Origin of the sequence: Bradyrhizobium sp. B124 (genome assembly GCF_038967635.1) — a bacterium.
Lineage (GTDB): Bacteria > Pseudomonadota > Alphaproteobacteria > Rhizobiales > Xanthobacteraceae > Bradyrhizobium.
Genome location: NZ_CP152413.1, coordinates 2,182,217 through 2,206,659, shown reverse-complemented (window position 1 = coordinate 2,206,659; position 24,443 = coordinate 2,182,217). Strand labels below are relative to the sequence as shown.

The 24,443-nt window shown below is 65.8% G+C and carries 25 protein-coding genes; 10 read left to right on the top strand and 15 right to left on the bottom strand.

All coding sequences use genetic code 11. The annotated features are described in order from the left end of the window. Window positions 1-105 precede the first annotated feature (105 nt). From AAFG13_RS10650 to murI, 3 genes are all read right to left on the bottom strand, one after another. Window positions 106-495, bottom strand: a complete 390-nt coding sequence (locus AAFG13_RS10650; protein WP_298374840.1) for a cupin domain-containing protein — start codon at window positions 493-495, stop codon at window positions 106-108. A gap of 307 nt (window positions 496-802) precedes the next feature. Continuing rightward, window positions 803-1,579 carry an aldolase/citrate lyase family protein gene (locus AAFG13_RS10645; RefSeq protein ID WP_342711971.1) on the bottom strand — a complete coding sequence of 259 codons (777 nt, stop codon included), beginning with the start codon at window positions 1,577-1,579 and terminating at the stop codon, window positions 803-805. Between the two features lie 60 nt (window positions 1,580-1,639). Next, window positions 1,640-2,437 carry a glutamate racemase gene (gene murI / locus AAFG13_RS10640; RefSeq protein WP_212309961.1) on the bottom strand — a complete coding sequence of 266 codons (798 nt, stop codon included), beginning with the start codon at window positions 2,435-2,437 and terminating at the stop codon, window positions 1,640-1,642. Between the two features lie 172 nt (window positions 2,438-2,609). Here murI and AAFG13_RS10635 point away from each other — a divergent pair, with 172 nt between their 5' ends. Then, window positions 2,610-3,182 carry a cytochrome b gene (locus AAFG13_RS10635; protein WP_212310740.1) on the top strand — a complete coding sequence of 191 codons (573 nt, stop codon included), beginning with the start codon at window positions 2,610-2,612 and terminating at the stop codon, window positions 3,180-3,182. A 113-nt stretch (window positions 3,183-3,295) separates the two neighbouring features. Continuing rightward, the gene (locus AAFG13_RS10630; RefSeq protein ID WP_212309960.1) at window positions 3,296-4,297 is read left to right on the top strand and encodes an agmatine deiminase family protein; all 1,002 of its coding nucleotides are present in this window, start codon (window positions 3,296-3,298) and stop codon (window positions 4,295-4,297) included. Between the two features lie 67 nt (window positions 4,298-4,364). Here AAFG13_RS10630 and AAFG13_RS10625 read toward each other — a convergent pair whose 3' ends face one another. From AAFG13_RS10625 to AAFG13_RS10610, 4 genes are all read right to left on the bottom strand, one after another. Then, window positions 4,365-5,537, bottom strand: coding sequence for a M20 aminoacylase family protein (locus tag AAFG13_RS10625; RefSeq protein ID WP_342711970.1), 1,173 nt, complete (start codon window positions 5,535-5,537; stop codon window positions 4,365-4,367). Between the two features lie 184 nt (window positions 5,538-5,721). Further along, window positions 5,722-7,029 carry an adenylosuccinate lyase gene (gene purB / locus AAFG13_RS10620; RefSeq protein WP_212309958.1) on the bottom strand — a complete coding sequence of 436 codons (1,308 nt, stop codon included), beginning with the start codon at window positions 7,027-7,029 and terminating at the stop codon, window positions 5,722-5,724. A 164-nt stretch (window positions 7,030-7,193) separates the two neighbouring features. Next, complete coding sequence (locus AAFG13_RS10615; RefSeq protein WP_342711969.1) at window positions 7,194-7,859, bottom strand: response regulator transcription factor; 666 nt, start codon at window positions 7,857-7,859, stop codon at window positions 7,194-7,196. 19 nt (window positions 7,860-7,878) lie between these two features. Further along, entirely contained in the window at window positions 7,879-9,249 is a 1,371-nt protein-coding gene (locus AAFG13_RS10610; protein WP_342711968.1) for a histidine kinase, read from the bottom strand. A 220-nt stretch (window positions 9,250-9,469) separates the two neighbouring features. On the opposite strand from AAFG13_RS10610, the gene AAFG13_RS10605 reads away from it, so the two are divergent. From AAFG13_RS10605 to AAFG13_RS10575, 7 genes are all read left to right on the top strand, one after another. Further along, a complete protein-coding gene (locus AAFG13_RS10605; RefSeq protein ID WP_342711967.1) occupies window positions 9,470-10,237 on the top strand; it encodes a MotA/TolQ/ExbB proton channel family protein in 768 nt (255 codons plus the stop codon). Then, window positions 10,234-10,923 carry a hypothetical protein gene (locus tag AAFG13_RS10600; RefSeq protein WP_212309954.1) on the top strand — a complete coding sequence of 230 codons (690 nt, stop codon included), beginning with the start codon at window positions 10,234-10,236 and terminating at the stop codon, window positions 10,921-10,923. The genes AAFG13_RS10605 and AAFG13_RS10600 overlap by 4 nt, the downstream gene beginning before the upstream one ends. Then, complete coding sequence (locus AAFG13_RS10595; protein ID WP_342711966.1) at window positions 10,916-11,524, top strand: hypothetical protein; 609 nt, start codon at window positions 10,916-10,918, stop codon at window positions 11,522-11,524. Before AAFG13_RS10600 ends, AAFG13_RS10595 begins: the two co-directional genes overlap by 8 nt. A 624-nt stretch (window positions 11,525-12,148) precedes the next feature. Continuing rightward, window positions 12,149-12,283 carry a hypothetical protein gene (locus tag AAFG13_RS10590; protein ID WP_256375171.1) on the top strand — a complete coding sequence of 45 codons (135 nt, stop codon included), beginning with the start codon at window positions 12,149-12,151 and terminating at the stop codon, window positions 12,281-12,283. Then, the gene (locus AAFG13_RS10585; RefSeq protein ID WP_342711965.1) at window positions 12,280-12,873 is read left to right on the top strand and encodes a TetR family transcriptional regulator; all 594 of its coding nucleotides are present in this window, start codon (window positions 12,280-12,282) and stop codon (window positions 12,871-12,873) included. The genes AAFG13_RS10590 and AAFG13_RS10585 overlap by 4 nt, the downstream gene beginning before the upstream one ends. A gap of 107 nt (window positions 12,874-12,980) precedes the next feature. Further along, a complete protein-coding gene (locus AAFG13_RS10580) occupies window positions 12,981-13,721 on the top strand; it encodes a metallophosphoesterase family protein (protein WP_212309951.1) in 741 nt (246 codons plus the stop codon). Then, a complete protein-coding gene (locus AAFG13_RS10575; protein ID WP_342711964.1) occupies window positions 13,721-15,190 on the top strand; it encodes a bifunctional serine/threonine-protein kinase/universal stress protein in 1,470 nt (489 codons plus the stop codon). Before AAFG13_RS10580 ends, AAFG13_RS10575 begins: the two co-directional genes overlap by 1 nt. Here the strand turns inward: AAFG13_RS10575 and rpe are convergent, their stop codons facing one another. Beyond that, window positions 15,191-15,892 carry a ribulose-phosphate 3-epimerase gene (rpe, locus tag AAFG13_RS10570; RefSeq protein WP_212309949.1) on the bottom strand — a complete coding sequence of 234 codons (702 nt, stop codon included), beginning with the start codon at window positions 15,890-15,892 and terminating at the stop codon, window positions 15,191-15,193. 252 nt (window positions 15,893-16,144) lie between these two features. Between rpe and AAFG13_RS10565 the strand changes: the two genes are divergently transcribed. After that, window positions 16,145-16,942: an EF-hand domain-containing protein gene (locus AAFG13_RS10565; RefSeq protein ID WP_342711963.1), complete on the top strand. Its 798-nt coding sequence runs from the start codon at window positions 16,145-16,147 to the stop codon at window positions 16,940-16,942. Here the strand turns inward: AAFG13_RS10565 and AAFG13_RS10560 are convergent. The 7 genes from AAFG13_RS10560 to AAFG13_RS10530 form a co-directional block, all read right to left on the bottom strand. Beyond that, window positions 16,939-17,934, bottom strand: coding sequence for a P1 family peptidase (locus tag AAFG13_RS10560; RefSeq protein ID WP_342711962.1), 996 nt, complete (start codon window positions 17,932-17,934; stop codon window positions 16,939-16,941). The two genes, AAFG13_RS10565 and AAFG13_RS10560, sit on opposite strands and share 4 nt — an antisense overlap. Before the next feature lie 198 nt (window positions 17,935-18,132). Further along, window positions 18,133-19,251 carry a branched-chain amino acid ABC transporter substrate-binding protein gene (locus AAFG13_RS10555; RefSeq protein WP_212309946.1) on the bottom strand — a complete coding sequence of 373 codons (1,119 nt, stop codon included), beginning with the start codon at window positions 19,249-19,251 and terminating at the stop codon, window positions 18,133-18,135. 165 nt (window positions 19,252-19,416) lie between these two features. Further along, a complete protein-coding gene (locus tag AAFG13_RS10550; protein ID WP_212309945.1) occupies window positions 19,417-20,166 on the bottom strand; it encodes an ABC transporter ATP-binding protein in 750 nt (249 codons plus the stop codon). Beyond that, window positions 20,163-20,996 (bottom strand): ABC transporter ATP-binding protein, encoded by an 834-nt coding sequence (locus AAFG13_RS10545; protein WP_176530346.1) that lies wholly within the window; start codon window positions 20,994-20,996, stop codon window positions 20,163-20,165. The genes AAFG13_RS10550 and AAFG13_RS10545 overlap by 4 nt, the downstream gene beginning before the upstream one ends. Continuing rightward, window positions 20,993-22,318 (bottom strand): high-affinity branched-chain amino acid ABC transporter permease LivM, encoded by a 1,326-nt coding sequence (livM, locus tag AAFG13_RS10540; protein ID WP_342711961.1) that lies wholly within the window; start codon window positions 22,316-22,318, stop codon window positions 20,993-20,995. The genes AAFG13_RS10545 and livM overlap by 4 nt, the downstream gene beginning before the upstream one ends. Before the next feature lie 10 nt (window positions 22,319-22,328). Further along, window positions 22,329-23,246 carry a branched-chain amino acid ABC transporter permease LivH gene (locus tag AAFG13_RS10535; RefSeq protein WP_176530347.1) on the bottom strand — a complete coding sequence of 306 codons (918 nt, stop codon included), beginning with the start codon at window positions 23,244-23,246 and terminating at the stop codon, window positions 22,329-22,331. Window positions 23,247-23,623: 377 nt separating this feature from the next. Beyond that, window positions 23,624-24,382 carry a hypothetical protein gene (locus tag AAFG13_RS10530; RefSeq protein ID WP_212309944.1) on the bottom strand — a complete coding sequence of 253 codons (759 nt, stop codon included), beginning with the start codon at window positions 24,380-24,382 and terminating at the stop codon, window positions 23,624-23,626. Window positions 24,383-24,443 lie beyond the last annotated feature (61 nt).

The following is a 24,443-nucleotide window of genomic DNA, read 5'->3' as shown; positions in this document are numbered from 1 at the left end:
TATCCCTGCAATCAGGCAAAAATCAAAAGCCCGGCGAGCGCGGATGGTTGCTCGCCGCACCTGAAGCCAACATGAACCAACTGGTCGGAGGCCAACAGGTTCGGCTCACGGCGCCGGTTTGGCCAAGGGCTCGCCGGCCTTGACCACGTAGACCCCTAGCACCTTGAGCGGCTTGTCGCCGGAAGTTTTGGCATCGTGCACCGCACCTTCCGGGATCTGGTAGGAATCGCCTGCCTTCAGCTTCAACGGCGGCTTGCCGTCGATCACAAGTTCCAGCTCGCCCTCGAGCACATAGCCGGTTTCAGCGCCGGGATGGCTGTGACGACCCGACGCACCCCCCGCTGGAACCTCGGCAATCGCCGTGACCGTGTTGTAGCCCGCCGGGAAATCGACCTTCTGCAGCGGTGTCCGCTTGATGCCGCTCTGCTGCGCAAAGGCAGCGCCGGCACCGGCAAAGGCAATCACGGTAAGACCAAGCAGCAACTTCCTGAACATGCATTTTCCTCCCAAGGCGCGAAAGCCTAGCAGCGCGGAATTGCGGCGGAAAGCAAGCGTTGTGTGATCTGCGGTTTCGACATTGGGATTAGTTAGTCCGTTCATCCAATAGCGCAGGCTATCGTGGAATCATGCGCGGCCTTGATTACGCGGGGCTTACAAGCTGCTTCGGCAATTGCCGTGCTCACCCACAGGCACGATGCTGAAGGCACGCCGCTGAGCGTCGCTGTGGCTCCTCGATGACGTGATTGGAACCCGCTCGTCGGCAGGTGAGCGCGCGAAGCGCGTGGTCAGCCACGCGTCACGCCTACCGCTTGATCCCGGCGAACGCGGCGGCGATGCCGCGCTGGAACAACGACCAGTCGAAGCCGAGCGCGAGCGCGAGGTAACCCCGCTCGATCATCGCATTGGCCTGCTCGGCGGTGCGCGCGACGCCGCCGATCGGCACGCCGCTCTTCATGATGCCTTGTTCGGCGCGCTGCATCAGCGCGACCACTTCGGGATCGTCTGCTAGCCCGCGCTTGTTGATCGAGGTGGCGAGATCGCCGGGCCCGATCACCGCGAGGTCGATGCCTGGTGTCGCCATGATCTCGTCGATCCGGTTGACGGCATCGACATGCTCGATCGTGATCATGCAGATCATGTCGTCGTCCGCGGTCGCCATGTAGTCGTTCATCGAGACGCCCCAACGGAACGGCGCATGGAACGGGCCCCAGAGCCGGTCGCCCTTCGGCGGATAGCGCACGCTGCGCGCAGCCTTCTCGGCGTCGCCGCGGTTGCAGATCATCGGGAAGTTGATGCCGAGCGCGCCGATGTCCATCGGCGCCTTGGCGAGGTGCGGCTCGTTGGCGGCGATCCGCACCATCGGCACGCATGGCGTGCCTGACGTGGCCACGATCATCCCATGCGCGGTGCCGAGATCGATCGGGCCATGCTCGAGATCGACGATGATCCAGTCCAGCGACTGCGCCATGATCTGCACGGTCTGGATGCTCGGAATGGTCGCGATCGCGCCGAAGGTCGGGCGCTTGTCGCGCCACGCCTTGCGCAGGCGGTTGAGCGGCGTCAGCGGTGCTGAGGTCAATGCAGTGCTCCCTCGATGAGGCGAGGGGAAGCTAGCAGCACATGGCGACGGCGAAAAGGATCAGGCCGGGACACGGCCGCCGAAGAAGGGCGTCAGCGCTTCGGTCAGTCTGTGCGGGCGCTTCGAGGTGAAGATCATCTCGGCGCCGGCCTCATCGCTCTCCATGCCGGCCGGGCCGAGCAAATCGGCGACGCGGCGGGCGATCGCGGGCGCCGGATCGATCCAGTCGACCGGCCAGGGCGCGAGCCTGGTCAGGCGTTCCAGCAACAGCGGATAATGCGTGCAGGCGAGCACGACGGTGTCGGTGCGGGCGGGGTCATTGGCGCCGTCGCCGACGAAGCAGGGCGCGAGCTCGGCCACGATGTCCTCGTCGCGCACCTTCTCGCCGCTGAGCGCGGCTTCGGCGAGCGAAGCGAGCTCACCGGAGCCGACCAGCGTCACCTCGCAGCCCTGCGCGAAATCCGAGATCAGCTTGCGGGTATATTCCCGTTTCACGGTGCCTCTTGTGCCGAGTACCGAGACGCGCCTGGTCTTCGACGAGGCGCAGGCCGGCTTGATCGCCGGCACCGTGCCGACGAAGGGCAGGCGATAGGCATCGCGCAGGTGCGACATGACCAGGGTCGATGCCGTGTTGCAGGCGATTACGACGAGATCGGGCGCGTGGGCCTCGATCAGCTCGCCGACCAGCGGTACCACCCGGGCGATGATCTCGTCCTCGGTATGGTGGCCATAGGGGAAGAAGGCGTCGTCGGCGACATACACATAGTGCGCGTCGGGCCGGGCCCGAACGATCTCGCGCAGTACGGTGAGGCCGCCGAGGCCGGAATCGAAGATGAGGATGGTCGGGGGACTGGACACGGTGAAAAGTCTATCCGAAGCAGGGTTACCATTCAGTTGTTTTGGCTACCCGGCCTCTGCGGCCGACAAAAGGCGGTGAAGCCGGGAATTTCATATGGCCTTGACCAATCCCTGCAAGTATCACGGCAAACTATTGCTGCGACGTGCGAAATCCAAACGGGGCAACTCGACCATGATCCGCAATACGACCGCGAGCTGGGGCTCGCTCGCCCGCGCGTTCCACTGGGTGCTGGGCATCACCATCATCGGCATGCTGGCCTATGGCTGGTGGATGAACCACTTCCCGGCACGGGCGGACAAGTTTTTCTACCGGTCGATCCATGCCGATATCGGCTATCTGGTGCTGCTGCTGACCGTGCTGCGGCTGCTCTGGCGCGGCGTCAATCCGACGCCGGCGCTGCCGGCCGACATGCCCTCCTGGCAGCGGATCGCCGCCCACGTCAGCCATGGCGCGCTCTATGCCGTCACCATCCTGGTCGCGATGCTGGGCTGGGCGCATTCCGGATCACGCGCGCAGGATTATTCGAGCTTCTTCGGCCTGTTCCACGTTCCCCAGATCACCTCGCCTGACAAGGCGGCGGCGGATGCCTATGAAGGTCGCCACATCTTCTTCGCCTATGTGCTGCTCGCGCTGATCGTGCTGCACCTCGCCGCGGTCGCCTTCCATCATTTCGTCAAGCGCGACCGGGTCGCGGCGCGGATGCTGGGGGCGGGCGAGGCCGATCGAGCTCAAGAGGCCCGCTAGCGCGGCACCGCGCCAAGGCTGCGGAATTGCGCCAATCTTGCGATGAATATGGAACGGCTATCTCGGCGGGAGGGCCTATGAATGATACTGTAAGAGATCAAACACGATGGCGCATGCCAGACGAAGGCGCCCCGCATGCTGCCACCTGGATGGCCTTTGGCGCCGAGGTGGAGCTCTGGGGCACCAAGCTCCTTCCCATCGTCAGAAATAATGTCGCCAGCGTTGCCAAGGCGATCGCGGTCTATGAGCCGGTGAAGATGCTCGTGCGCGAGGAGGATTACCACATCGCCGCGCGACTGTGCGGTCCCTCGGTCGGCCTCGTCGTTCAACCGCTCGATGATGTGTGGCTGCGCGACACGGGACCGGTCTTTGTGAGCAATCCTGCCGGGCAACTCGGCGCCGTCGGTTTCAATTTCAACGGCTGGGGCAACAAGCCGCAACCTTATGCACGTGATGCTAGGGTAGCAGAGCATCTGGCTGGAGCCGCGCAGGCAACCTTCTTGAAAGCCGATCTGGTGCTGGAAGGCGGCGGGATCGAAGTCGACGGTGAAGGAACAGCTATCATCACCGAGAGCTGCGTCCTCAACCCAAATCGCAATCCCGGTGTGTCGAAGGACAAATGCGAAGCCGAGCTGTCTCGCCTGCTTGGGCTGGACAAGATCATCTGGCTGCCCGGCATCGCCGGCAAGGAGATCACCGACGGCCATACCGACTTCTATGCACGCTTCACCAGCCCAGGCGTTGTTGTCGCAGGCCTTGAGATGGACCCGTCGTTTGACGACGACTACGGGGTCACGAGAGAGCACCTGAAAATGCTGCGCGCGTCGACGGATGCAAGAGGTCGACGCCTGAAGGTTGTGGAGCTGCCAGGTCCAACGACGGTCCGTCCAAAATACGGCAATGAGGACGATTTCGCCGCCGGATATATTAATTTCTATGTCTGCAATGGTGCGGTGATCGCCCCGGAGTTCGGCGACCCGGCAGCCGACCGCAACGCGTGCGAGAGGTTACGCGAGCTGTATCCGGGCCGGGAGATCATCCAGCTCAACATCGACGGCATCGCTGCCGGCGGTGGCGGCATTCACTGCACCACGCAACAGCAGCCGCGTTCGTGATGTGAGCGGCCCGGCCGCGACAGATCGCGGCCGGGCCGTTCGCCGTTCGTTAATGACGCAAGCGGTGCTAGCCCGCCGGCATCTGCTTCTCGACCAGCCGCACCCAGTAGGACGCGCCGTGGCCGAGGATGTTGTCGTTGAACTTGTACGCCGGGTGGTGGCACATCGGGCCGTCGCCCATGCCGAGGAAGACGAACGCGCCGGGGCGCGCTTCCAGCATGAACGCGAAATCCTCGGCGCCCATGACCGGCACCAGATTGTCGTTGACACGGTCGGCGCCGGCCACATCGCGGGCGACCTCGGCGGCGATGCCGGCCTCGCGCGCATGGTTCAGCGTCACCGGATACATGCGCCCATAGTCGGTCTCTGCCGATCCGCCATAGGCCTTGGCGATGTTGGAGGCGACCTCGCCGATCCGGCGCTCGACCAGATCGCGAACGCCGGGATCCAGCGTGCGCACGGTGCCGCCGAGCGTGACGGTCTCCGGGATCACGTTGAACGCGGCGCCGGCCTCGAACATGGTGATCGAGATGACCGCCGATTTCAGCGGATCGACATTGCGCGACACGATCGATTGCAGCGCATTGATGATCTGGGCGCCGATCAGCACGCTGTCGACCGCCTCGTGCGGGGCAGCGCCGGCATGGCCGCCCTTGCCGCGGACGACGATCTTCAAGGTGTCCGACGAGGCCAGCATCGGGCCGGGCGTGGTCGCGAAATAGCCCTCGGGCAGGCCGGGCATGTTGTGCAGGCCATAGACCTCCTGGATGCCCCAGCGGGTCATCAAGCCGTCGTCGACCATCGCCTTGCCGCCGGCGCCACCTTCCTCGGCGGGCTGGAAGATCACGACCGCGGTGCCGTCGAAATTGCGGGTCTCGGTGAGGTATTTCGCAGCGCCCAGCAGCATCGCGGTGTGGCCGTCATGGCCGCAGGCGTGCATCTTGCCGGGGATCTTCGAGGCGTAGGCGACGCCCGAGGCCTCGGCGATCGGCAGCGCGTCCATGTCGGCGCGCAGCCCGATGGTCTTGCCTGATCCGGACTTGCGGCCGCGGATCACGCCGACCACGCCGGTGCGCCCGATCCCCGTCACCACCTCGTCGCAGCCGAACTCGCGCAACTTGTCGGCGACGATGCCGGCGGTGCGGTGGACCTCGTAGAGCAGTTCGGGGTTCTCGTGGAAGTCATGGCGCCAGGCGGCCATTTCATCCGAGAGGGCGGCAACGCGATTGACGATGGGCATAGGGAGCGTCCGTTTCTTGTGAGCTTTGTAGGGCGGGCAGCGTAGCCTAACCCGCCGACTTGTCACGCGGGAATGGCACCGAATCCGCAGCCCGTAGCCCGGATGGAGCGCAGCGCAATCCGGGGTCTGCATCCGCGGCAAGACTCCCGGATTTCGCTTGCGCTCCATCCGGGCTACAGAATGTTCACGCTTCCCCGAACACCCGCTGGAAGATCGCGTCGACATGCTTGAGGTGATAGCCGAGGTCGAACTTTTCCTCGATCTCGGCATCCGTCAGGTATTTCTTCACGTCCGCGTCCTGCTTCAGCAGCGTCTGGAAGTCGCCTTCGCCGCGCCAGACCGGCATCGCGTTGCGCTGCACGAACTTGTAGGCGTCCTCACGGCTGGCGCCCTTCTGGGTCAGCGCGATCAGCACGCGCTGCGAATGCACCAGGCCACCGAGCCGGTCGAGGTTCTTCTGCATGTTCTGCGGATAGACCAGCAGCTTCTCGATCAGGCCGGCGAGCCGGACCAGCGCGAAGTCGAGCGTGACGGTGGCGTCGGGGGCCATCATGCGCTCGGCCGAGGAGTGCGAGATGTCGCGCTCGTGCCACAGCACGACGTTTTCCAGCGCCGGCGTCACATAGGCGCGCACCATGCGCGCCAGGCCGGAGAGGTTCTCCGACAGCACCGGATTGCGCTTGTGCGGCATCGACGACGAGCCCTTCTGGCCCTCGGAGAAGAACTCCTCGGCTTCCAGCACCTCGGTGCGCTGCAAATGGCGCACCTCGACCGCGAGCCGCTCGACCGAGGCGGCGATCACGCCGAGGGTGGCAAAATACATCGCGTGGCGGTCGCGCGGGATCACCTGCGTCGAGACCGGCTCCGGCCGCAGGCCCATCGCCTTCGCGACGTGCTCTTCGACCCGCGGGTCGATCTGGGCGAAGGTGCCGACCGCGCCCGAGATCGCGCAGGTCGAGATCTCGTCGCGCGCCGCGACCAGGCGGGCGCGGGCGCGTGCGAACTCGGCATGGGCATAGGCGAGCTTGAGGCCGAACGTGACCGGCTCGGCATGGATGCCGTGGGAGCGGCCGATGGTCGGCGTCATCTTGTGCTCGAAGGCACGCGTCTTCAGCGCCGCCAGCACCCGGTCGAGATCGGCGATCAAGAGGTCGGCGGCACGCTTGAGCTGGACGTTGAGGCAGGTGTCGAGCACGTCGGAGGAGGTCATGCCCTGGTGCACGAAGCGCGCCTCGGGGCCGACGATCTCGGCGAGATGGGTCAGGAAGGCGATGACGTCGTGCTTGGTCTCACGCTCGATCTCGTCGATCCGCGCGACGTCGAAGGTGGCATCCTTGCCCTTGGCCCAGATCGTCTTGGCGGCTTCCTTGGGGATCACGCCGAGCTCGGCGAGCGCGTCGGCGGCATGCGCCTCGATCTCGAACCAGATCTTGAAACGCGTCTGAGGCTCCCAGATGGAAGCCATTTCCGGGCGGGTGTAACGGGGGATCATCGAGGGCTCCGAATCGAGCGGGGCGTGGCCGCTCACAAGGAATATAGTGCGGAAATCCGGCCAAAATAGCCGGCGTGGTGGCCGTAGCCCGGATGAGCGCAGCGATATCCGGGGCCTCGCGGCCGCTCCCGGGTGTCGTTGCGCTCACCCGGGCTACAAAGCGGCTACAAATTCGCCAGCCCGCATTCGACGGCCAGGCGGACCAGCTGGGCGTCGGTCCGCATGCCGGTCTTGGCCTTGATCAGATAGTGGTAGTTCTGCACGGTCTTGGTGCTGAGGTTGAGGTTTTCAGCGATCTGCTCCTTGGTGTGGCCTGCCGCGAACTGCCGGAGGATCTCGATCTCCCGCTCGCCGAGCTGGTCGAGGGCCGATTTGGACGGCACCAGGCTCTCCAGCGCGAGCACCCGGGCGACGTCGTCGCTCATCGCATGCTCGCCGCGCGCCACCGAGCGGATCGCCGCGATCAGCTCTGCCGGCTCGCTGCCCTTGGTGACGAAGCCGCTGGCGCCGGCGCCGAACGCCGCCTTCACCTGCGCGGCCTCGCTGTGCATGCTGAAGACCAGGATGCGAGCGTCGGCGTCGCGCGCGCGGATGTTGCGGATCGCTTCCAGTCCGCTCGCGCCGGGCATCGAGATGTCCATCACCACTACATCGGGCTGGTGCGACTTGAAGGCGCGGTAGGCGTTGGCGGCGTTGTCGGCCTCGGCGACCACGCTGAAATCGTCCTGATGCTCGAGCACGCGCCGGTAGCCCTGGCGGACGACGGGATGATCGTCGACCAGCAGGATCGAGATGCCACGACTCTTCACATTCGTTGTCTTTGCGGCCATCGTCTTCGCGGTCGTCATCTCAGGCGGCAAGCGGGATCGTGGCGGCGACCGAGAGGCCGCGGCGGGCAGCCGCGATCGACAGCGAACCGCCGAGCGCGGCCACGCGCTCGCTCACGCCGGTGAGGCCGAAGCCCGCCGACTGCGCCACCTTGGCGGCATCGCCGCCGCCGTCGTCCTCGACCCGCACCAAGAGCGCGTTCTCGGTTCCGGTGCGCCGCTCGATCCGCAGCACGATCTCGCGCGCAGCGCTGTGGCGCAGCGCATTGGTCAGGCACTCCTGCGCGATGCGATAGGCAGTCGCGGCGACCGTGCCGCTGATGTCGGCCAGATCGCCCTGCAAATCGAGCTGGATCATCGGCTGCGTCGAGCGCGATCGCCAGCTGTCGACGAGATCGACCAGGCTTGCCTCGAGCCCGAGCTCCTCGGCCGGCGGATGGCGCAGGCGGTTCAGCGTATCGCGCAGGCAGGCGATGATGCGGCGCGTCGCCTGCGAGATCATCCGTGCATCCTGCGCAATTTCGGTACCGGCGGCGTATTTGTCCCCGGCGCTTGCCTCGATCGTGGTGGCGAAGGCCAGGATCGCGGTGAGATTCTGGCCGAACTCGTCGTGCAGCTCGCGCGCCAGCGCGCGGCGTTCGTCGCTGCGGATTTCGAGCAGCCGCCGCGTCAGCATCGTGCGTTCCTCCTCGGCCTGCGCGAGGCGGTCGCCGAGATCGCCGACGGCGCGTCCGATCATCGCGAGATCCATCGAGCGGACGCGCGGCAGCGGCGTGCGGTACTCGCCCTCGGCCATGCGCCGCAGCGCCGACACGATGGAGTGGGCGGGCGCCAGCGTGTGCGCGATCGCGAGCGAGGCGAGCAGCGCGATGGCGAGCGCCATCAGCAGCGCGACGTGGATGTTGTCCAGGATGTGCTGCCAGGCGAGCGCGATCGCTGCGTCCGGATCGGAGACGGCGCGGACGGTTCCGGCGGTGGCAGTGCGGGCGCTGATCGGCCGCTCGACGGTCGCGTGATCGCCGAGCACGGTCTGCACGGTTGCCGCGAACCAGCGCGGCGGCGCCTTGCCGATCCCCTTGCTCTGGCCGCACAGCGGCTTCTCGAAGGCGCCGGCCGGTTCGAACTGCACGCAGATCCCCGGCGCGATCAGTCCCATGGTTTCGATGGTGCGCCAGTCCGGCGCCGGCAGCAGTTGTTCGCGCATCCGGTTGCTGCGCAGCAGCAATTCGCGCCAGTACAATGCTTCAAGCGCCTGCGAGACCCGCTCGGCGGACGCCGACGTGGCGCGATCGACGCTGCGATAGGCATCGATCGTGGCCCAGACGGTGGCCGCGCCGAGGCACAGCGCGACGATGACGAGCAGGCGGGCGACCAGTTGAAGCACGAGGCGCATGCGACACTCCACGGCCGGAGCACGATCCAGAAACAGGGGCGAAGCGTAACAGCAACCCCGTTCCCGGCAAGTGTAAGCATGCGCAACGATGCAGGTCGGGAAATTTGCCCGACGAAGCTTGGGCAGATGTCTTTGGACGGCGCCCACAGGCTCTGCTCTAACGGGAGGTGAGGCCGTCGCGGAGCCTCATGGAACAATCGTCACAGGGAGCTCATGCAGCATGAATGCCAAGGTCGGCGCCGCCGCCGCATCGGCCGGCACGGATGCGGCGGAGCGCAGCGTCCTGCTGCTCTGGATGATCTTCACCGGCCTTTCGGTGTTCGCCGCCTTCCTGCTGTGGCGCTACGGGCTGATCCGTCTCATGGTCAGTTCCGACCGCACCTACATTTCCAGCGTCATCGCCGTGCTCTACATCGTCACCTGCATCCATTGCTTCTGGCGGACACGGGCGATTGCGCGGGAAGGCGAGGTCGCGCGCGGCTGCCGCGCCATCCTCGCCGCGCCCGATGGCGCCAAGGTGTTGGCATCGGATGCACGCGGCCTGCCTGATGGCCTCGTCACCGATCACATCAGGAGCCTGGTGCAGAAGGCCGATGCGCAAGCCAAGGGCCGCATCGACCAGACCTTGCTGCTGCGGACGCTGGCCGATCGCCTGCGGGGGTCGAACGGCTTTGGAGCCTTCGTGTCCGACACGCTGATGAAGCTCGGCCTGCTCGGCACCATCATCGGCTTCATCATCATGCTGGCGCCGATCGCCTCCCTCGATGCCGCCGACAAGGTCGCGATGAAATCGTCGATGGGCCTGATGAGCGACGGCATGGCGGTCGCGATGTACACGACGCTGGCCGGGCTGATCGGCTCGATCCTGGTCCGGATCCAGTATTACATGCTGGATTCCGCGACCCAGCGGGTGTTCTCCGATGCGGTCGTGCTGACCGAGACGCACGTCACCCCGGCGCTGGAACGTCGCCTCGGATCGCCGCCATGATGGACGAGTTCGGGCTCTATCCGCGCGAGGAAACATTCGATCCCCTTGGTGTCATGCTGTTCAAGGCGCTGCAGGTGATCGCTTTCCTGTTTTTCCTGGCGCTGCTTTCGGTGTCGCCGGACTCTAAGGAAGGCAAGATCGACTCCAAGGCGGAGTTCATCATCACGATGGACTGGCCGGACAACCACCCTGATGATCTCGACCTGTTCGTGCAGGACCCGGCCGGCAACATCGCCTGGTACCGCCATCGCGAGGCAGGCTTCCTGACGCTCGATCGCGACGATCGCGGTGGCGCCAACGACTTCATCGTGGTCAACGGCAAGAAGATCGCGTCCCCGATCCGCGAGGAGATCGTCACCTTGCGCGGCGTCGTCGCCGGCGAATACACCGTCAACGTCTCGCATTTCCAGGCGACGACCGGCGAGCCGGTGCAGGCCAATGTGAAGGTGCAGAAGCTCAATCCAACCGCACAGGTGATCTTCGACGACAAGCTGACCGTCGATCATACCGGCGACGAGAAGACTGCGGTCAGGTTTCGTCTCGATGCCGAGGGCAAGGTGATCAACGTCGACCGGCGGCCGAAATCGCTGCTGGAAACCTTCCGCAGCAGTTGGCGCAATGGCGCCGACCTCGATCCGAACACCGGCGTCCCGAAATCCGGCGTGAGGGTGCTCCGCAATGATTAGCCTGCAGTCAGTGATCCTCACGCTCGCGGTGGCCTACGCGATGGTCGGTGCGCTGCTGCTGATCGTGCTGGTCTATGCGCGGCTGCACTGGTCGCTGAAGGCTGTCGTCATCGTCGTCACCAGCGCGTTCTATTTCGTCAGCTTCGGTGGGATGCGCGGCCTGCTCGGCTGGGCCTCCGCGGAGAAGCTGCCGTCGAATTTCAAGCTGCTCTCGACGCGGATCGTGGAGCCGCATTCGCTGGAGGGCGATCCGGGCTCGATCTATCTCTGGGTTGAGGAGCTTGATGAAGACAACCGGCCGAGCGCCGTGCCGCGCGCCTTCCGGATTCCCTACAGCGATGCGCTGGCCGAGCAGACCCACACCGCTGACAACGAGATCAAGGCCGGGCATCCGCAGGGCGGACGGGCAGCCGATTTCGGCGGCGGCGACGGCACCATCATGGATTTCGTCCGGGAGTACATCACGCCGAAGACGGTCCTGGAGACATCAGGCGGCGATTCCACGACCGGGTCCTTCGTGCCGCCGCCGGCGGGCGCGCAAGGGTCGGTCTTCACGCCGCTGCCACCGCCCCGGATGCCGCCCAAGGACGAGCAGCGATAGGGGGCGCCCACCCGGCGAATGGCATAAAAATAGGGATCGCCAATAATCGGTCAGCGGGGTGGACAGTAGTCAACCGGAATTCCTCAATTCCCTGAACCGTGTAGTCTGTGGATAACCGGGGCTAGATTTCATCCCCAAGCCATTTTCCCGGCAAAGGGGCCGCTGCGTGAGGCGGCCCCTTTCGATTCCGGCACCCGGTTCCGGTGCCGTGAGGCGGCCTCAGAGCACCGTCAGGAATGCGATCGCGAGAACCATCAGCCACCCGACGATGACGAGCGAGACCACCGCGCCCGCGGTGATCTTGGCGATCTCCTTGAAGGTCATCGGCCGGTCCATGGCAGCCTCTCCCAGCGTAACCGTAGGAGACATAGGCACGGACCGTCGGATCGCCCGGCTGCTCACGGAACGTTGTTGCGCGCCATCCAGGGCCCGGGCCGGCGGCCCCGATGGGCCCGTCCGGACCGCATAGCTGTCATCTCGCAAAGTTTGTCTGACAGATATTGAAATCTGTCAGCGGGACGGTGTATATACTCAACAGCCCAAGGGAGGAGGGCGCCCAGTGGCTGTTCCGGCGTTTCGCCGGGGGAGCCGTACTTAATTTGACTACCTCGAAGGACTACCTCCATGACGATAGAAATCTTTCAATTGACCGCCCAGATTCAACAGTGGCTCAATCTTCGCGTCGCCCGCCATCTGGCAGCCCAGGCTGCCAAGTTCAGCCGCGGGCAGGACAGCGATAACCAGACGGTAAACGCATGAACGAGGCGTTGGTTTTGACACCCGAGCGGATCCTCGAAGCAACCGAGGATGTTTTGAGGCGCTTCGGGCTCGCCAAGGCCACCGTTGTCGACGTTGCCCGTGCGCTGGATGTCAGCCACGGCAGCGTCTACCGCCATTTCCCCAGCAAAGCCTCGCTCCGCGATGCGGTCGCCAAACGCTGGCTCGACCGCGCCAACGAGCCGCTGTGCAAGCTCGCGGCAAGCGATGGCCCTGCGCCGGAGCGGCTGGAGAAATGGCTGCGCACCGCCTTCACGATCAAGCAGAAGAAGGTCTGCGACGATCCCGAGATGTTCGCGACTTACCTCGCGCTCGCGCAAGACGCGCGTGAGGTGGTGGAAGCCTACAAGGACAAGCAGGTCGATCTGATCGCGAAAATCCTGGCCGACGGTGTCGCGCAGGGCGTGTTCGAGGTCGACAATGTGAAGGCGACCGCGCGGGCCGTGTTCGACGCAACCGTCCGCTACCACCACCCGGCGCATGCCGAGGAGTGGGCCAAGCCGGAATGCCCGTCGCGGATCGACGCCCTGATCGCCCTGCTGCTGCGGGGCGTGCGGGCGTGCAAGCCCTAGCCGACCTTTCTTCCAACAGCCTCTGACCACCTGATGCCTTTGGCCCGATTGCGAGCCCGGGGCCGCCTGTGCTTGATATCGGGCAGGGATCAGCAGCGCGGACCTCGATGCGGCTTGCACTCTTTGCCGATATTCATGCCAACCGGCAGGCCTTCGCCGCCTGCCTCGACGCTGCGCGTGCGCGCGGCGCCGAGCGGCTGATCTGCCTCGGTGATATCGTCGGTTACGGCGCCGATCCCGAATGGGCCGTCGATACGGTGATGGACCTCGTCGCGAAGGGCGCGATCGCGGTGCGCGGCAATCATGACAATGCGATTGGCGTACCGAACGACAGCATGAATGCCGACGCGCAGGCCGCCATCGACTGGACCCGCGGCCGGCTCAGCGCCGGGCAGAAGCAGTTCCTCGCCGAGCTTCCGATGTCGCGGGAGGAGGACAACCGGCTCTACGTGCATTCCGAGGCGTCAGACCCCGCGAAGTGGCGCTACGTCCGCGACACCGCCGACGCCGCGCGCAGCATGATGGCAACCGAATTGCAGATCACCTTCTGCGGGCACATCCATCGTCCCGGCCTCTACTCGATGTCCTCGACTGCGAAGATGACGAGCTTCGTTCCGACCGCGGGCGTCGCGGTGCAATTGCTGACGGGGCGGCGCTGGCTCGCCGTGCTCGGCTCGGTCGGCCAGCCGCGCGACGGCGATCCCGCGGCATCTTTTGCGATGTTCGACACCATCAGCCGCGAGATCGCCTATCACCGCGTCCCCTACGACGTCGCGACCGCCGCCGCGCGGATCAAGGCCAATGGCCTGCCCCTCTGGCTCGCCGATCGTCTTTCGAGCGGCAGGTAATGCCGATGGCGGCGCTGACGATGCAGCCGGGCGCCGAGATCGATGGCTTCACCATCGGCGAGCGCGTGCATCGCGGCGGCATGGCGACGCTGTGGAGCGTCACCCATCCCGGCATCACCGTGCCGCTGTTGATGAAGGTGCCGCTCACCTCGGAGGGCGAGGATCCGGCCGCGATCGTCAGCTTCGAGATGGAGCAGATGATCCTGCCGCGGCTGTCGGGGCCGCACGTGCCGGCCTGTTTCGGCACCGGCGACTTCGAGCGCCAGGCCTATGTGGTGATGGAGCGCATCCCCGGCCAGACGCTCTACAAGCGGCTCGACGCGCTGCCGTTGCCGTATGAGGAGGTAAGGGTGATCGGCGGCAAGGTCGCGACCGCGCTTGCCAGCCTGCACCGGCAGAACGTCATCCATCACGACATCAAGCCAAGCAGCATCATGTTCCGCGAGCGCGGCGAGGCGGTGCTGATCGATTTCGGTCTCTCGGATCACCAGCATCTGCCCGACCTGTTGCAGGAGGAGTTTCGGCTGCCTTACGGCACCGCGCCCTATATGGCGCCGGAGCGCCTGCTCGGCGTGCGCGACGATCCGCGCAGCGATCTCTTCTCGCTTGGCGTGCTGCTGTATTTCTTCACCACCGGGGTCCGTCCGTTCGGCGAGACCGAGACCCTGCGCGGCATGCGCCGGCGGCTGTGGCGCGATCCCACGCCGCCGCGCAAGCTCATGCCCGACTATCCGCCGTGGTTGCAGGAGATCGTGCTGCGCTGCCTGGAGATTGACCCGGCGGCGCGCTATCCGACCGCGGCGCAGCTTGCGTTCGATCTCGGCCATCCCGAGCAGGTCAAGCTGACGGCGCGGGCGCAGCGGCAGAACCGCGATCCGCTCGGCACGGTGTGGCGCCGCCGCTTCAATCTCGGCGCGGCGCAGCCGAAGTCCGATGTCGCAGCGCAGCTCGCATCGAGCCCGATCGTCGCCGTTGCGCTCGATCTCGGCGAGGGGACCGAGACGCTGAACGAGACCATCCGCGTCACCGCCGAGCAGGTGCTGTCGACGTCGCCATCGGCGCGGCTCGCCTGCGTCAACGTGCTGAAGCTCAATCGCCTGGCGATCGACCGCACCCATGACGAGCAGGGCCAGAACAAGCATGTCGACCGCCTCGTGGCGCTCCAGCATTGGGCGCGGCCGTTCAGGCTCGCGGAGGGGCGGCTGACCGTGCATGTGCTGGAGGCGATCGATCCCGCCGCCGCGATCCTGGAATTCGCCGCGGTCAATCTGGTCGATCACATCATCATCGGCGCGCGGCAGAACTCGGTGCGGCGTGCGCTGCTCGGCAGCGTCTCCGCCAAGGTCGCCGGGGAAGCGCCGTGCACCGTGACCGTGGTGCGGCCGTCGCGGCTGACGCCGGCGACGAATGACGATGAGGCGGCGGTCCCGTCGGTGAATGCCGCGGTCACGCCGCCCACGCTGTTTTGATCAGATCGCTTCGCCGCGCGCTTCGGCGGCCGCATGGCGGATCGCGGCGATGTTGGTCTTGTAGGCCTCGACGGTGCCGCCCTTGAAGACGGCGGATCCCGCGACGAAGGCATTGGCGCCGGCGGCGGCGAGCTGGCCCGCGACATCGGGCGCCACGCCGCCGTCGACCTCGATGTCGATCGGGCGGCCCGCTGTCATCGCCCTGACGTCAGAAATCTTGCCGATCGCCGAGCGGATGAAGGCCTGGCCGCCGAAGCCGGGATTGACCGACATCACGAGCACCAGGTCGATCAGGTCGAGCACATATTCGATCGCGCTCACAGGCGTTGCCGGATTGAGCGAGACGCCGGCCTTCTTGCCGAGCGCGCGGATCGCCTGCAGCGAGCGATGCAAATGCGGGCCGGCCTCGGCATGCACCGTGATGTGGTCGCAGCCCGCCTTGGCGAACGCCTCGAGATAGGGGTCGCAGGGCGAGATCATCAGGTGGGCATCGAAGATCTTCTTCGTGTGCGGCCGCATCGCTTTGATGACGTCGGGGCCGTAGGAGATGTTCGGCACAAAATGTCCGTCCATCACGTCGAGATGGATCCAGTCGGCGCCGGCCTGGTCGACGGCGCGGACCTCCTCGCCGAGCTTTGAGAAATCCGACGCCAGGATCGACGGAGCGATGACGAGAGGACGCGGGGTGAATGACTGAGTCATGTCAGCTGTTCCGGAAGACTTCAGGGGGCGACGGGTGATCCCGCCTAACACGCGGACGCGTGGCGGGCAATGCGAGCGGACCACGCCTCGGAGCCGGAAAATTCTGCCGCCGGCGGCAGCTCTTGCCGGGTGCGCGGAACCTGCATCGATGCGCCAAGGCCTGGTTTTATTGGGTTTTTGCCATGGCACGCCGCTTGCTGCGCCTTTGCCAAGCGTTTGAGCCGCCACGCGCGGCCTTGTTGGAGTATTGCCATGTTATTTGCCATTGGCGCTGCGTCATCCGCCATCGATCTTTTGAGTTCTCTGATGTCGTCGAAGTCGACGACACAGACCGGCAGCTCCACGCAGGGAAATCAGTCGACCGGGCTGTTCTCGGCCTCGACCGGTACCTCGACATCGACCAGCAGCAGCTCGGCTACCGGTTCGGGCAGCAGCAGCTCCACGCAGATTTCGCCGCTGACCATGAGCGCGCTGCTCGACGCGCAGAGCCAGTCGCAGACCACGGCCTCGACCAGTGCGACCCCGACCAGCCGGTCGGACGCGCTGAAGGACCTGTTCTCGCAGATCGACGCCGACGGCAACGGCCAGATCACCAAAGCGGAATTCGAGAAGGCGCTCGGTGCCGGCGGCACCAACATCGCGCAGGCCGACGACGTGTTCTCCAAGCTCGATGCCAATGGCGACGGCAGCGTCAGCCTCGACGAGATGTCGCAGGCGTTGCAGGGCCACAAGGGCGGCGGCCATCACCATCATCATGCGGCCGGCGGCTCGACTGACGGATCCGGCGCCAGCAGCGGCTCGGGCGGATCGAGCTCCGATCCGTTGATGCAAGCGTTGAACGGCGCGACCTCGACCTCGGTGACCAACAGCGATGGCTCGACCACGACAACGACGACCTATGCCGACGGCTCCAAGGTGTCGATGACGTCGGCGGCGGCTTCCACCACCAGCAGCGCGACCTCGTCCTACAATTTCATCGAGCAGCTGATCCAGCGCCAGTCGCAGGCGATCTCGGCTCAGGCCTCGTCGTCGCTTTCGGTCAGCGCCTAATCGAATCTGTCCTGCCAGCTCGGCAGCGCGCCGGGGAAGGGCAGGGCGGTGGCTGAATGGACGCCGCGTGCGATGGCGCGCGCCACCGTGTTGGCCGCGATGCCGCCGAGCTTGGTCAAGCCGAACAGCGGATCGACCGGCTTCGCGCCGGTGGCCGCGGCAAACACCACGTCGCCATCGAGCGGGGCGTGCACCGGGTAGATCGCGCGCGCCATGCCGGTCTGCGCGATCATCGCAAGGCGCTTCGCCTGCGGCTTGGTCAGCTGCGCATCGGTCACGACAACGACGAGCGTGGTGTTCTCGGCGGCGGTGGCGTCCGCGCCGCCCTTCAGCCGCAGCTTCAGCATGTCCGGCGTGAACGCGGGCGGCAGGCCGCGACCGCCGAATTCGCCGTCGACCTCGAACGGTGCCGCCCAGAACCACGGGCCGCTGCCGACCGTGACGCTGCCGACCGCGTTGACCACCGCAAGCGCCGCCACCTTGACGCCGTCGTCGGTCACAGCCGACGCCGAGCCGAGGCCGCCCTTGAGGGTGGCGGTGGTCGCGCCCATGCCGGCGCCGACGCTGCCGAGCTCGAAATTGTCGGAGGCGGCGTTCGCCGCCGCATAGCCGAGATCGCGATAGGGCGGAAAGCGTCCCCATGCCTTGTTGCCGCCGTTGAGCAGATCAAAGCAGATCGCGCCCGGCACGATCGGGATCACCGCATCGCGGATGCGAAAGCCGCGGCCGCGCTCGGCGAGCCAGGCCTGCACGCCGCCGGCCGCGTCAAGCCCGAGCGCGGAGCCGCCGGACAGCGTGATGGCGTCGATCGCCTCGACGACATTGTGCGGGGACAGTAGCGCGTCCTCGCGGGTGCCCGGACCGCCGCCGCGGACATCGATCGAGGCCACCGCCGGCCGCTCGAACAGGATCGCGGTGACGCCCGAAGCGATCACGGCGTCGTCAGCGTGGCCGACGCTGACGCCGGCAATATCGGTGAGAAGGTTTTTCACGATCGAGTCCGTCCGCGCCTTGTCCGAGCTTTGGCTGCTCGAACCGGTATATCAGCCGCGGCGGATGCAGCAACCTTTGACCGCGCGTGAGCAGGGACCTGCGGCAGGACGTTGGTAAGACTTGCGGGTATCCGGTCAAAAAAACGCCCCGGCGGACCGGGGCGTTTCGTCTCTCTAACTTGATCAGACGCGAGAGGCTCAGGAGCCCTTCGGATTGATCTCGGTGTAGTTGCCCTTGGCGTCCCATTTGTAGACGACGTAGTCGATCGCCTTGATGTCGCCCTTGGCGTCGAAGCCCATCTTGCCGAGCACGGTGTCCCAGTCGCCGGCCTTGATGGTGTCCATCACCTTCTTGGCGTCGGTGCTGCCGGCCTTGGCGACCGCCTGCGTCCAGACCTGCATCGCGGCGTAGGTGTAGAGCGTGTAGCCTTCGGGATCGATGTTCTTGGCCTTGAACTTCTCGACGATCGCCTTCGCGGTCGGCTTGTTGCGCGGATCGGGGCCGAAGGTGAACAGCGTGCCTTCGGCGGCGGGGCCGGTGATCGAGGCGAACTCCTTGTCGTTCATGGCGTCACCCGCCATCAGCACGGTCTGCAGGCCCTGGTCGCGCATCTGGCGCAGGATCAGGCCGGCCTCCTGATGGTAGCCGCCGACATAGACCAGATCGATATTGTCGCGCTTCAGGCGCGAGACGATCGAGTTGAAGTCCTTGTCGCCCTTGTTGTAGGACTCGAACATCTTCTCCTGGAAGCCGGCCTTGTTCAGCGCCTTCTTGGTCTCGTCGGCGAGGCCTTTGCCGTAGGTGGTCTTGTCGTTCAGGATCGCGACGTTCTTGCCCTTGAAGTTCTTCATGATGTAGTCGGCGGCGACCAGGCCCTGCTGGTCGTCACGGCCGCAGACGCGCGCCACGTTCCACAGCTTGCGCTCAGTGAACAGCGGGTTGGTCGAGGCCGGGGTGATCTGCAGCACGTTGGCGTCGGCATAGGCCTCGGAGGCCGGGATCGAGGACGACGAGCAGAAATGGCCGGCCACGAACGGGATCTTCGCGGAGCCGATCTTTTCCGCGATCGAGCGCGCCTGCTTCGGATCGCAGGCATCGTCGTCGGCTTCCAGCGCGAGCTTCTTGCCGAGCACGCCGCCGGCGGCGTTGATGTCGGCGACTGCCTGCTCGGCGCCGTTCTTCATCTGCCGGCCAAAAGCGGATTCGGAGCCCGTCATCGGGCCCGCGACTGCGATGGTGATGTCTTGCGCGAACGCGCTCGCCGATAATGCGAACGACGCGCCCAGTGCCAGGCCGATCAGCTTCAGTGATTTCATGAGACGTCCCTCGTGGTCGTTGCCTCTTGCGGAAGGGCCCGGCACGCCGGGCCCCAAAACCGCCGGCATTCTCGGCTGATTTCGCGGCGAAGTCACCGGCAATTTTCAGGCAAATCGACGCTGCATCAGCCACATCCTGCTGCAAGGGCGGCGCTCAGGGCTGAGCTAGCCGCGGCGGCCGCCTTCCAGATAGGCGGCGCGGATTTCCGGGCGCTGCAGCAATTCGGCGCCGGTTCCGGCCAGCGTGATCAGGCCGTTGACCATGACGTAGCCGCGATGTGCGAGCTTCAGCGCATGGTTGGCGTTCTGCTCGACGATCAGCACGGTGAGGCCATCCTGCCGGTTCAGCGTGCGGATGGCGTCGAAGATCTGGCGCGCGATCAGCGGCGCGAGGCCGAGCGAGGGCTCGTCCAGCATCAACAGGCGCGGCCGGCTCATCAGGGCGCGGCCGATCGCGAGCATCTGCTGCTCGCCGCCCGACAGCGTGCCGCCGCGCTGTGTGACGCGCTCCTTCAGCCGCGGAAACAGCGCGAACACGCGCTCCAGCCCGGCCTCGCGTTCGGCCTCGCTGCATTCGGTGGCGTCGGCGCCCATCTGCAGGTTTTCCGCGACGCTCATGCGCGGAAAGATCCGCCGGCCCTCGGGCGATTGCGCGATGCGCAGCCGCGCGATCTCGTGGGTCGACACGCCGGTGATGTCGTGGCCGTCGAATTCGATGGTGCCGGCGCGGGCGCGCGGCCGGCCGAAGATCGTCATCATCAGCGTCGACTTGCCGGCGCCATTGGCGCCGATCAGGGCGACGATCTCCCCTCGATTGATCGCGATGTCGACGCCCTTCAGCGCCTCGATCTTGCCATACGCCGCACGCACGCCGCGCACCGCGAGCAGGGGTGTGGTTGCCGCTGCCGCGCTCACGTGCCGCTCTCCATCACGGCGATCGCCTCTTCCTCGTCGGCGCCGAGATAGGCGGCGATCACCTTGGGGTCGTCGCGCACCGCCTGCGGCGTGCCTTCGGCGATCTTGACGCCGTAGTCCATGACCACGATGTGATCGGAGATCTCCATCACCACGGACATGTCATGCTCGATCAAGAGGATCGAGGTGCCCTGTTCGTTGCGGATCGACAGCAAGAGCTCGTTGAGCCCGCCGCTCTCGCGCGCGTTCAGCCCCGCCGCGGGCTCGTCGAGACAGAGCAGTGCCGGCTCGGTGCACATCGCACGCGCGATCTCGAGCCTGCGCTGGTCGCCATAGGGCAAATTGCCGGCGGCATCGTCGGCGCGGTCGAGCAGGCCGACGCGGTTGAGCCAGGTCCGTGCCAGCTCGATGGCGCGCGCTTCGGCCTCGCGCCAGGACGGCAGGCCGAGCAGGCCGAGCAGGGTCAGGCCCGAGGCGCGCATCAGCGCGTTGTGCTGGGCGACCATCAGGTTTTCCAGCGCGGTCATGCCGGGAAACAGCCGGATGTTCTGGAAGGTGCGCGCCACCTTGGCCTGCTTGGAGATGCGGAAATCGTTCAGCCGCTCAAGCTGGATGGTGCGGCCGTCATCATGGGCGAGGCGGATCGCGCCGCCGCTCGGCCGGTAGAAGCCGGTGATGCAGTTGAAGACGGTGGTCTTGCCGGCGCCGTTCGGCCCGATCAGCGCGGTGATCTTGCGCCGCTCGGCCGCAAAGGAGAGCTCGTTGACCGCGACGATGCCGCCGAAGCGCATCATCAGGCGGTCGACGGTGAGGATGTGGTCGCCGCTCATCCGTGGCCCTCCTTGACGAGGTCGGAGGAGATCGCCTGGTTGCGCTCCAGGAACACGGTCGGCGCGCGATGGCCGATCAGCCCGCGCGGCCGCCAGATCATCAACAGCACCATGGCGATGCCGAACACCAGCATGCGGTATTGATCGAGGCCGCGGAACAGTTCGAAGCCGCCGATCATGGCGAGCGCGGCCAGCGCCACGCCGAGCTGCGAGCCCATGCCGCCGAGCACGACGATCGCCAGCACCAGCGCCGATTCCTGGAAGGTGAAGGATTCCGGGCTGATGAAGCCCTGCCGCGTGGCGAAGAACGCGCCGGCCAAGCCACCGAACATCGCACCGGTCGCGAACGCCGTCAGCTTGGTGGTCGTGGTGTTGATGCCGAGCGCGCGGCAGGCGACCTCGTCCTCGCGCAGCGCCTCCCAGGCGCGGCCGATCGGCAGCCGCCGCAGCCGGATCGTCACCCAGTTGGTGAGCAGCGCCATCGCCAGGATCAGATAGAACAGGAAGACGAGGCGGTGGGTCGGCGAGAACTCGATGCCGAGCTTGGCGGCGAGCCCGTCGTCGCCCGGCGTCAGCGGAATGCCGAACATGGTCGGGCGCGGAATCCCCGAGACGCCGTTGGGGCCGCCGGTCAGGCTTTGCCAGTTGATGATGACGAGGCGGATGATCTCGCCGAAGGCGAGCGTCACGATCGCCAGATAATCGCCGCGCAGCCGCAGCACCGGAAAGCCGAGCAGCACGCCCCAGAACGCCGCCAGGATGCCGGCGAGCGGCAGGCAGACCCAGAACGACAATCCGAAATTGGTCGCAAGCAGCGCGTAGGAATAGGCGCCGACCGCATAGAAGGCGACATAGCCGAGGTCGAGCAGGCCGGCGAGGCCGACCACGACGTTCAAGCCCCATCCCAGCATCACATAGGTCAGGACCAGGATCGACAGGTCGAGAATGTAGCGCTGGTTGTAGAAGATGACCGGCACGAGGAAGGTGAACACCAGGAGCGCAGGCGCCAGCCATCGTCCGGCGAACGATATCGCCGATTGCACCGGCTTCGGCACGATGCTGTCCTTGTCGACCGGTCCCCACCATTGCCGCAGCAGCTCGACAATGATGCTGCCGCCGAACACCGTGCCGACGAGGGCGGCGAGGTCGCCGAACCGCGTCCAGTAGATCAGGCCGCCTTGCGGTCCGGCCTCGGTGCGTACGCCGATCATCAGCGAGAACAGCACCAGCGCGACCAATGCGCTGATCAGGGCTTTCTTGAGAATGAAGGCGCTGCCCGAGGGCTGCGCGGCGGGCGATGGGCGGGCTGAGGTCGCGCTCACGAAGTGCCTGTCAGACTTTTTCGACTTCGGGACGGCCAAGCAGGCCGGTCGGCATGAAGATCAGCACCACGATCAGGATCGAGAACGCGGCGACGTCCTTGTATTCCACCGAGAAATAGGCCGACCAGAACGTCTCGATCAGGCCGATCGCAAGCCCGCCGAGCATCGCGCCCGGCAGTGAGCCGATGCCGCCGAGCACGGCGGCGGTGAACGCCTTGATGCCGGCGACGAAGCCCATGAAGAAATCGACCAGACCGTAATACAACAGGTACATCATGCCGGCGACGGCGGCGAGCGCGGCACCGATCACGAAGGTCATCGAGATGGTGCGGTCGACGTCGACGCCGAGCAGTGCGGCCATGGTCTGGTCCTGCTCGCACGCGCGCATGTCGCGCCCGAGCCGCGTGCGCGACACCAGCCAGGTGAACAGCGCCAGCACCACGATGGTGGCGAGCACGACCATGATCTGGACGTTGGAGAGCTGCACGGCGAAGCCTTGCGCGCCCTCATGCAGCGTGTAGCCGCCGGTGATGATCGGCGGCACCGGCTTGACGCGCGCGCCCTGCGACACCTGCGAGAAGTTGGTCAGCACGAACGACATGCCGATCGCGGACAGCATCGGCGCCAGGCGGAACGAATGCCGCAACGGCCGGTAGGCGATGCGCTCGATGGTCCAGCCATAGAGCGCGGTGATCGCCATCGAGACCAGCAGCACGATCAGAAGGATCAGGGGGATCGCGGTGAGGCCGAGCGACACCAGCACCAGGAACGAGATCAGCGCGATGAAGCCGCCGATCATGAAGATGTCGCCATGGGCGAAGTTGATCATGCCGACGATGCCGTAGACCATCGTGTAGCCGATGGCGATCAGGCCGTAGATCGAACCGAGCACGAGGCCGTTGATCAGTTGCTGGGCGAAATAATCCATGCGCTGCCGTAACTCGAGGGGTGACGCGCCGAGGGCCCCCGGCAGCCTGATCCGTCGCGTCGTGGTATTTTCTAACAGTGGAACCCCGGCGGCGGCAACAGCGTGGCAGCAGCAGAGAGGGCTTGTACATAACTACTTCGGCGGGTGCGGTTCCGATGTCACAGGGTCGACACCTTGTTGCCTTGCAATGATCGCGCCGGAACCCGTGTTGGCCGAGCCACGGCGGCAATCTGAAGCCCGGGGAGCAGCAGGATCCGCGCCGGCAGGGCCAGAAGCCCAATCCGGAGCGCTCATTCCGGGCAATTGAGCGGATGCAACAAGAGGGTCTCGCCGAATGGCGAAGCCCTTTTGTCAGCTCATTTGTTTCTGCTGTCTGTTCAGGCCAATTGATCGGCGAAGCGGCCGCGGAAGGCATATGAACCGAAATGCGTGAGCTCGCTTCGAAGGTCCAGCCAGATTTCGCCGCCGAGATCGATCCAGCGCCGGCAGAAGGCGTAATCTTCGGACAAATACTCGCCGGTCGTCTTGTCGATCATGCATTCGAACAGCGAGACGCGGTCGAGGTCGGCGCGAACCAGGTCGCCGGTGTTCAAGTCGTTGCTCTTGTGGTTCGCCCGATATTTGAGTTCGGGATGGGCGTCGCACAGCCTGACGAGGGCGGATCGCTTCATCATCAGGAAGCCGGTTCCGGCATATCGGACCTTGGCGAAGCCATCGCCGCGAGCCGTGAGCTGGTCGCCCTCCCATGTGACGACATAGTCCAGCGAGGAAGACGCGAGGTTCTTGCGCTTGGCTTCCGCAGCCCGCTGCACCTTTGCCCAATCGATGTGCTTGAGCGGGTAGGCCGCGGCCGCAACATCGGTGCCGCAATCCAGCAGCCGGAACACGGCCTCGGGTTCGAACCCGATATCGGCATCGATGAACAGGAGATGGCTGGCGCCGGATACAAGGAACTGGTGGGCCAGTTCGTTCCGGGCGCGCACGATCAGCGATTCGTTTCCGATCAGGTGGAACTGGATGTCGATGCCCCGGGCAGTGGCCGCAGCCTGAAGCTTCAGGGCGGACAGCACATAGGCCATCTTCAGGTCGCCGCCGAAGCAGGGCGTCGCGACGAAAACGCGGGTTCTTTCGGTCATTTTACCCCCTTTATCTCGGCCGGCGCAGGTGCTGGCCGGGCCCGATCGCATCGATCCGGAA

Excerpts from the sequence above, each read along its gene's own strand:
- AAFG13_RS10650 (WP_298374840.1), bottom strand. The coding sequence starts at position 495 with ATGTTCAGGAAGTTGCTGCTTGGTCTTACCGTGATTGCCTTTGCCGGT.
- AAFG13_RS10635 (WP_212310740.1), top strand. The coding sequence starts at position 2,610 with ATGATCCGCAATACGACCGCGAGCTGGGGCTCGCTCGCCCGCGCGTTC.
- AAFG13_RS10630 (WP_212309960.1), top strand. The coding sequence starts at position 3,296 with ATGCCAGACGAAGGCGCCCCGCATGCTGCCACCTGGATGGCCTTTGGC.
- AAFG13_RS10625 (WP_342711970.1), bottom strand. The coding sequence starts at position 5,537 with ATGCCCATCGTCAATCGCGTTGCCGCCCTCTCGGATGAAATGGCCGCC.
- purB (WP_212309958.1), bottom strand. The coding sequence starts at position 7,029 with ATGATCCCCCGTTACACCCGCCCGGAAATGGCTTCCATCTGGGAGCCT.
- AAFG13_RS10615 (WP_342711969.1), bottom strand. The coding sequence starts at position 7,859 with ATGGCCGCAAAGACAACGAATGTGAAGAGTCGTGGCATCTCGATCCTG.
- AAFG13_RS10610 (WP_342711968.1), bottom strand. The coding sequence starts at position 9,249 with ATGCGCCTCGTGCTTCAACTGGTCGCCCGCCTGCTCGTCATCGTCGCG.
- AAFG13_RS10605 (WP_342711967.1), top strand. The coding sequence starts at position 9,470 with ATGAATGCCAAGGTCGGCGCCGCCGCCGCATCGGCCGGCACGGATGCG.
- AAFG13_RS10600 (WP_212309954.1), top strand. The coding sequence starts at position 10,234 with ATGATGGACGAGTTCGGGCTCTATCCGCGCGAGGAAACATTCGATCCC.
- AAFG13_RS10595 (WP_342711966.1), top strand. The coding sequence starts at position 10,916 with ATGATTAGCCTGCAGTCAGTGATCCTCACGCTCGCGGTGGCCTACGCG.
- AAFG13_RS10590 (WP_256375171.1), top strand. The coding sequence starts at position 12,149 with ATGACGATAGAAATCTTTCAATTGACCGCCCAGATTCAACAGTGGCTC.
- AAFG13_RS10585 (WP_342711965.1), top strand. The coding sequence starts at position 12,280 with ATGAACGAGGCGTTGGTTTTGACACCCGAGCGGATCCTCGAAGCAACC.
- AAFG13_RS10580 (WP_212309951.1), top strand. The coding sequence starts at position 12,981 with ATGCGGCTTGCACTCTTTGCCGATATTCATGCCAACCGGCAGGCCTTC.
- AAFG13_RS10575 (WP_342711964.1), top strand. The coding sequence starts at position 13,721 with ATGCCGATGGCGGCGCTGACGATGCAGCCGGGCGCCGAGATCGATGGC.
- rpe (WP_212309949.1), bottom strand. The coding sequence starts at position 15,892 with ATGACTCAGTCATTCACCCCGCGTCCTCTCGTCATCGCTCCGTCGATC.
- AAFG13_RS10565 (WP_342711963.1), top strand. The coding sequence starts at position 16,145 with ATGTTATTTGCCATTGGCGCTGCGTCATCCGCCATCGATCTTTTGAGT.
- AAFG13_RS10555 (WP_212309946.1), bottom strand. The coding sequence starts at position 19,251 with ATGAAATCACTGAAGCTGATCGGCCTGGCACTGGGCGCGTCGTTCGCA.
- AAFG13_RS10545 (WP_176530346.1), bottom strand. The coding sequence starts at position 20,996 with ATGAGCGGCGACCACATCCTCACCGTCGACCGCCTGATGATGCGCTTC.
- AAFG13_RS10535 (WP_176530347.1), bottom strand. The coding sequence starts at position 23,246 with ATGGATTATTTCGCCCAGCAACTGATCAACGGCCTCGTGCTCGGTTCG.
- AAFG13_RS10530 (WP_212309944.1), bottom strand. The coding sequence starts at position 24,382 with ATGACCGAAAGAACCCGCGTTTTCGTCGCGACGCCCTGCTTCGGCGGC.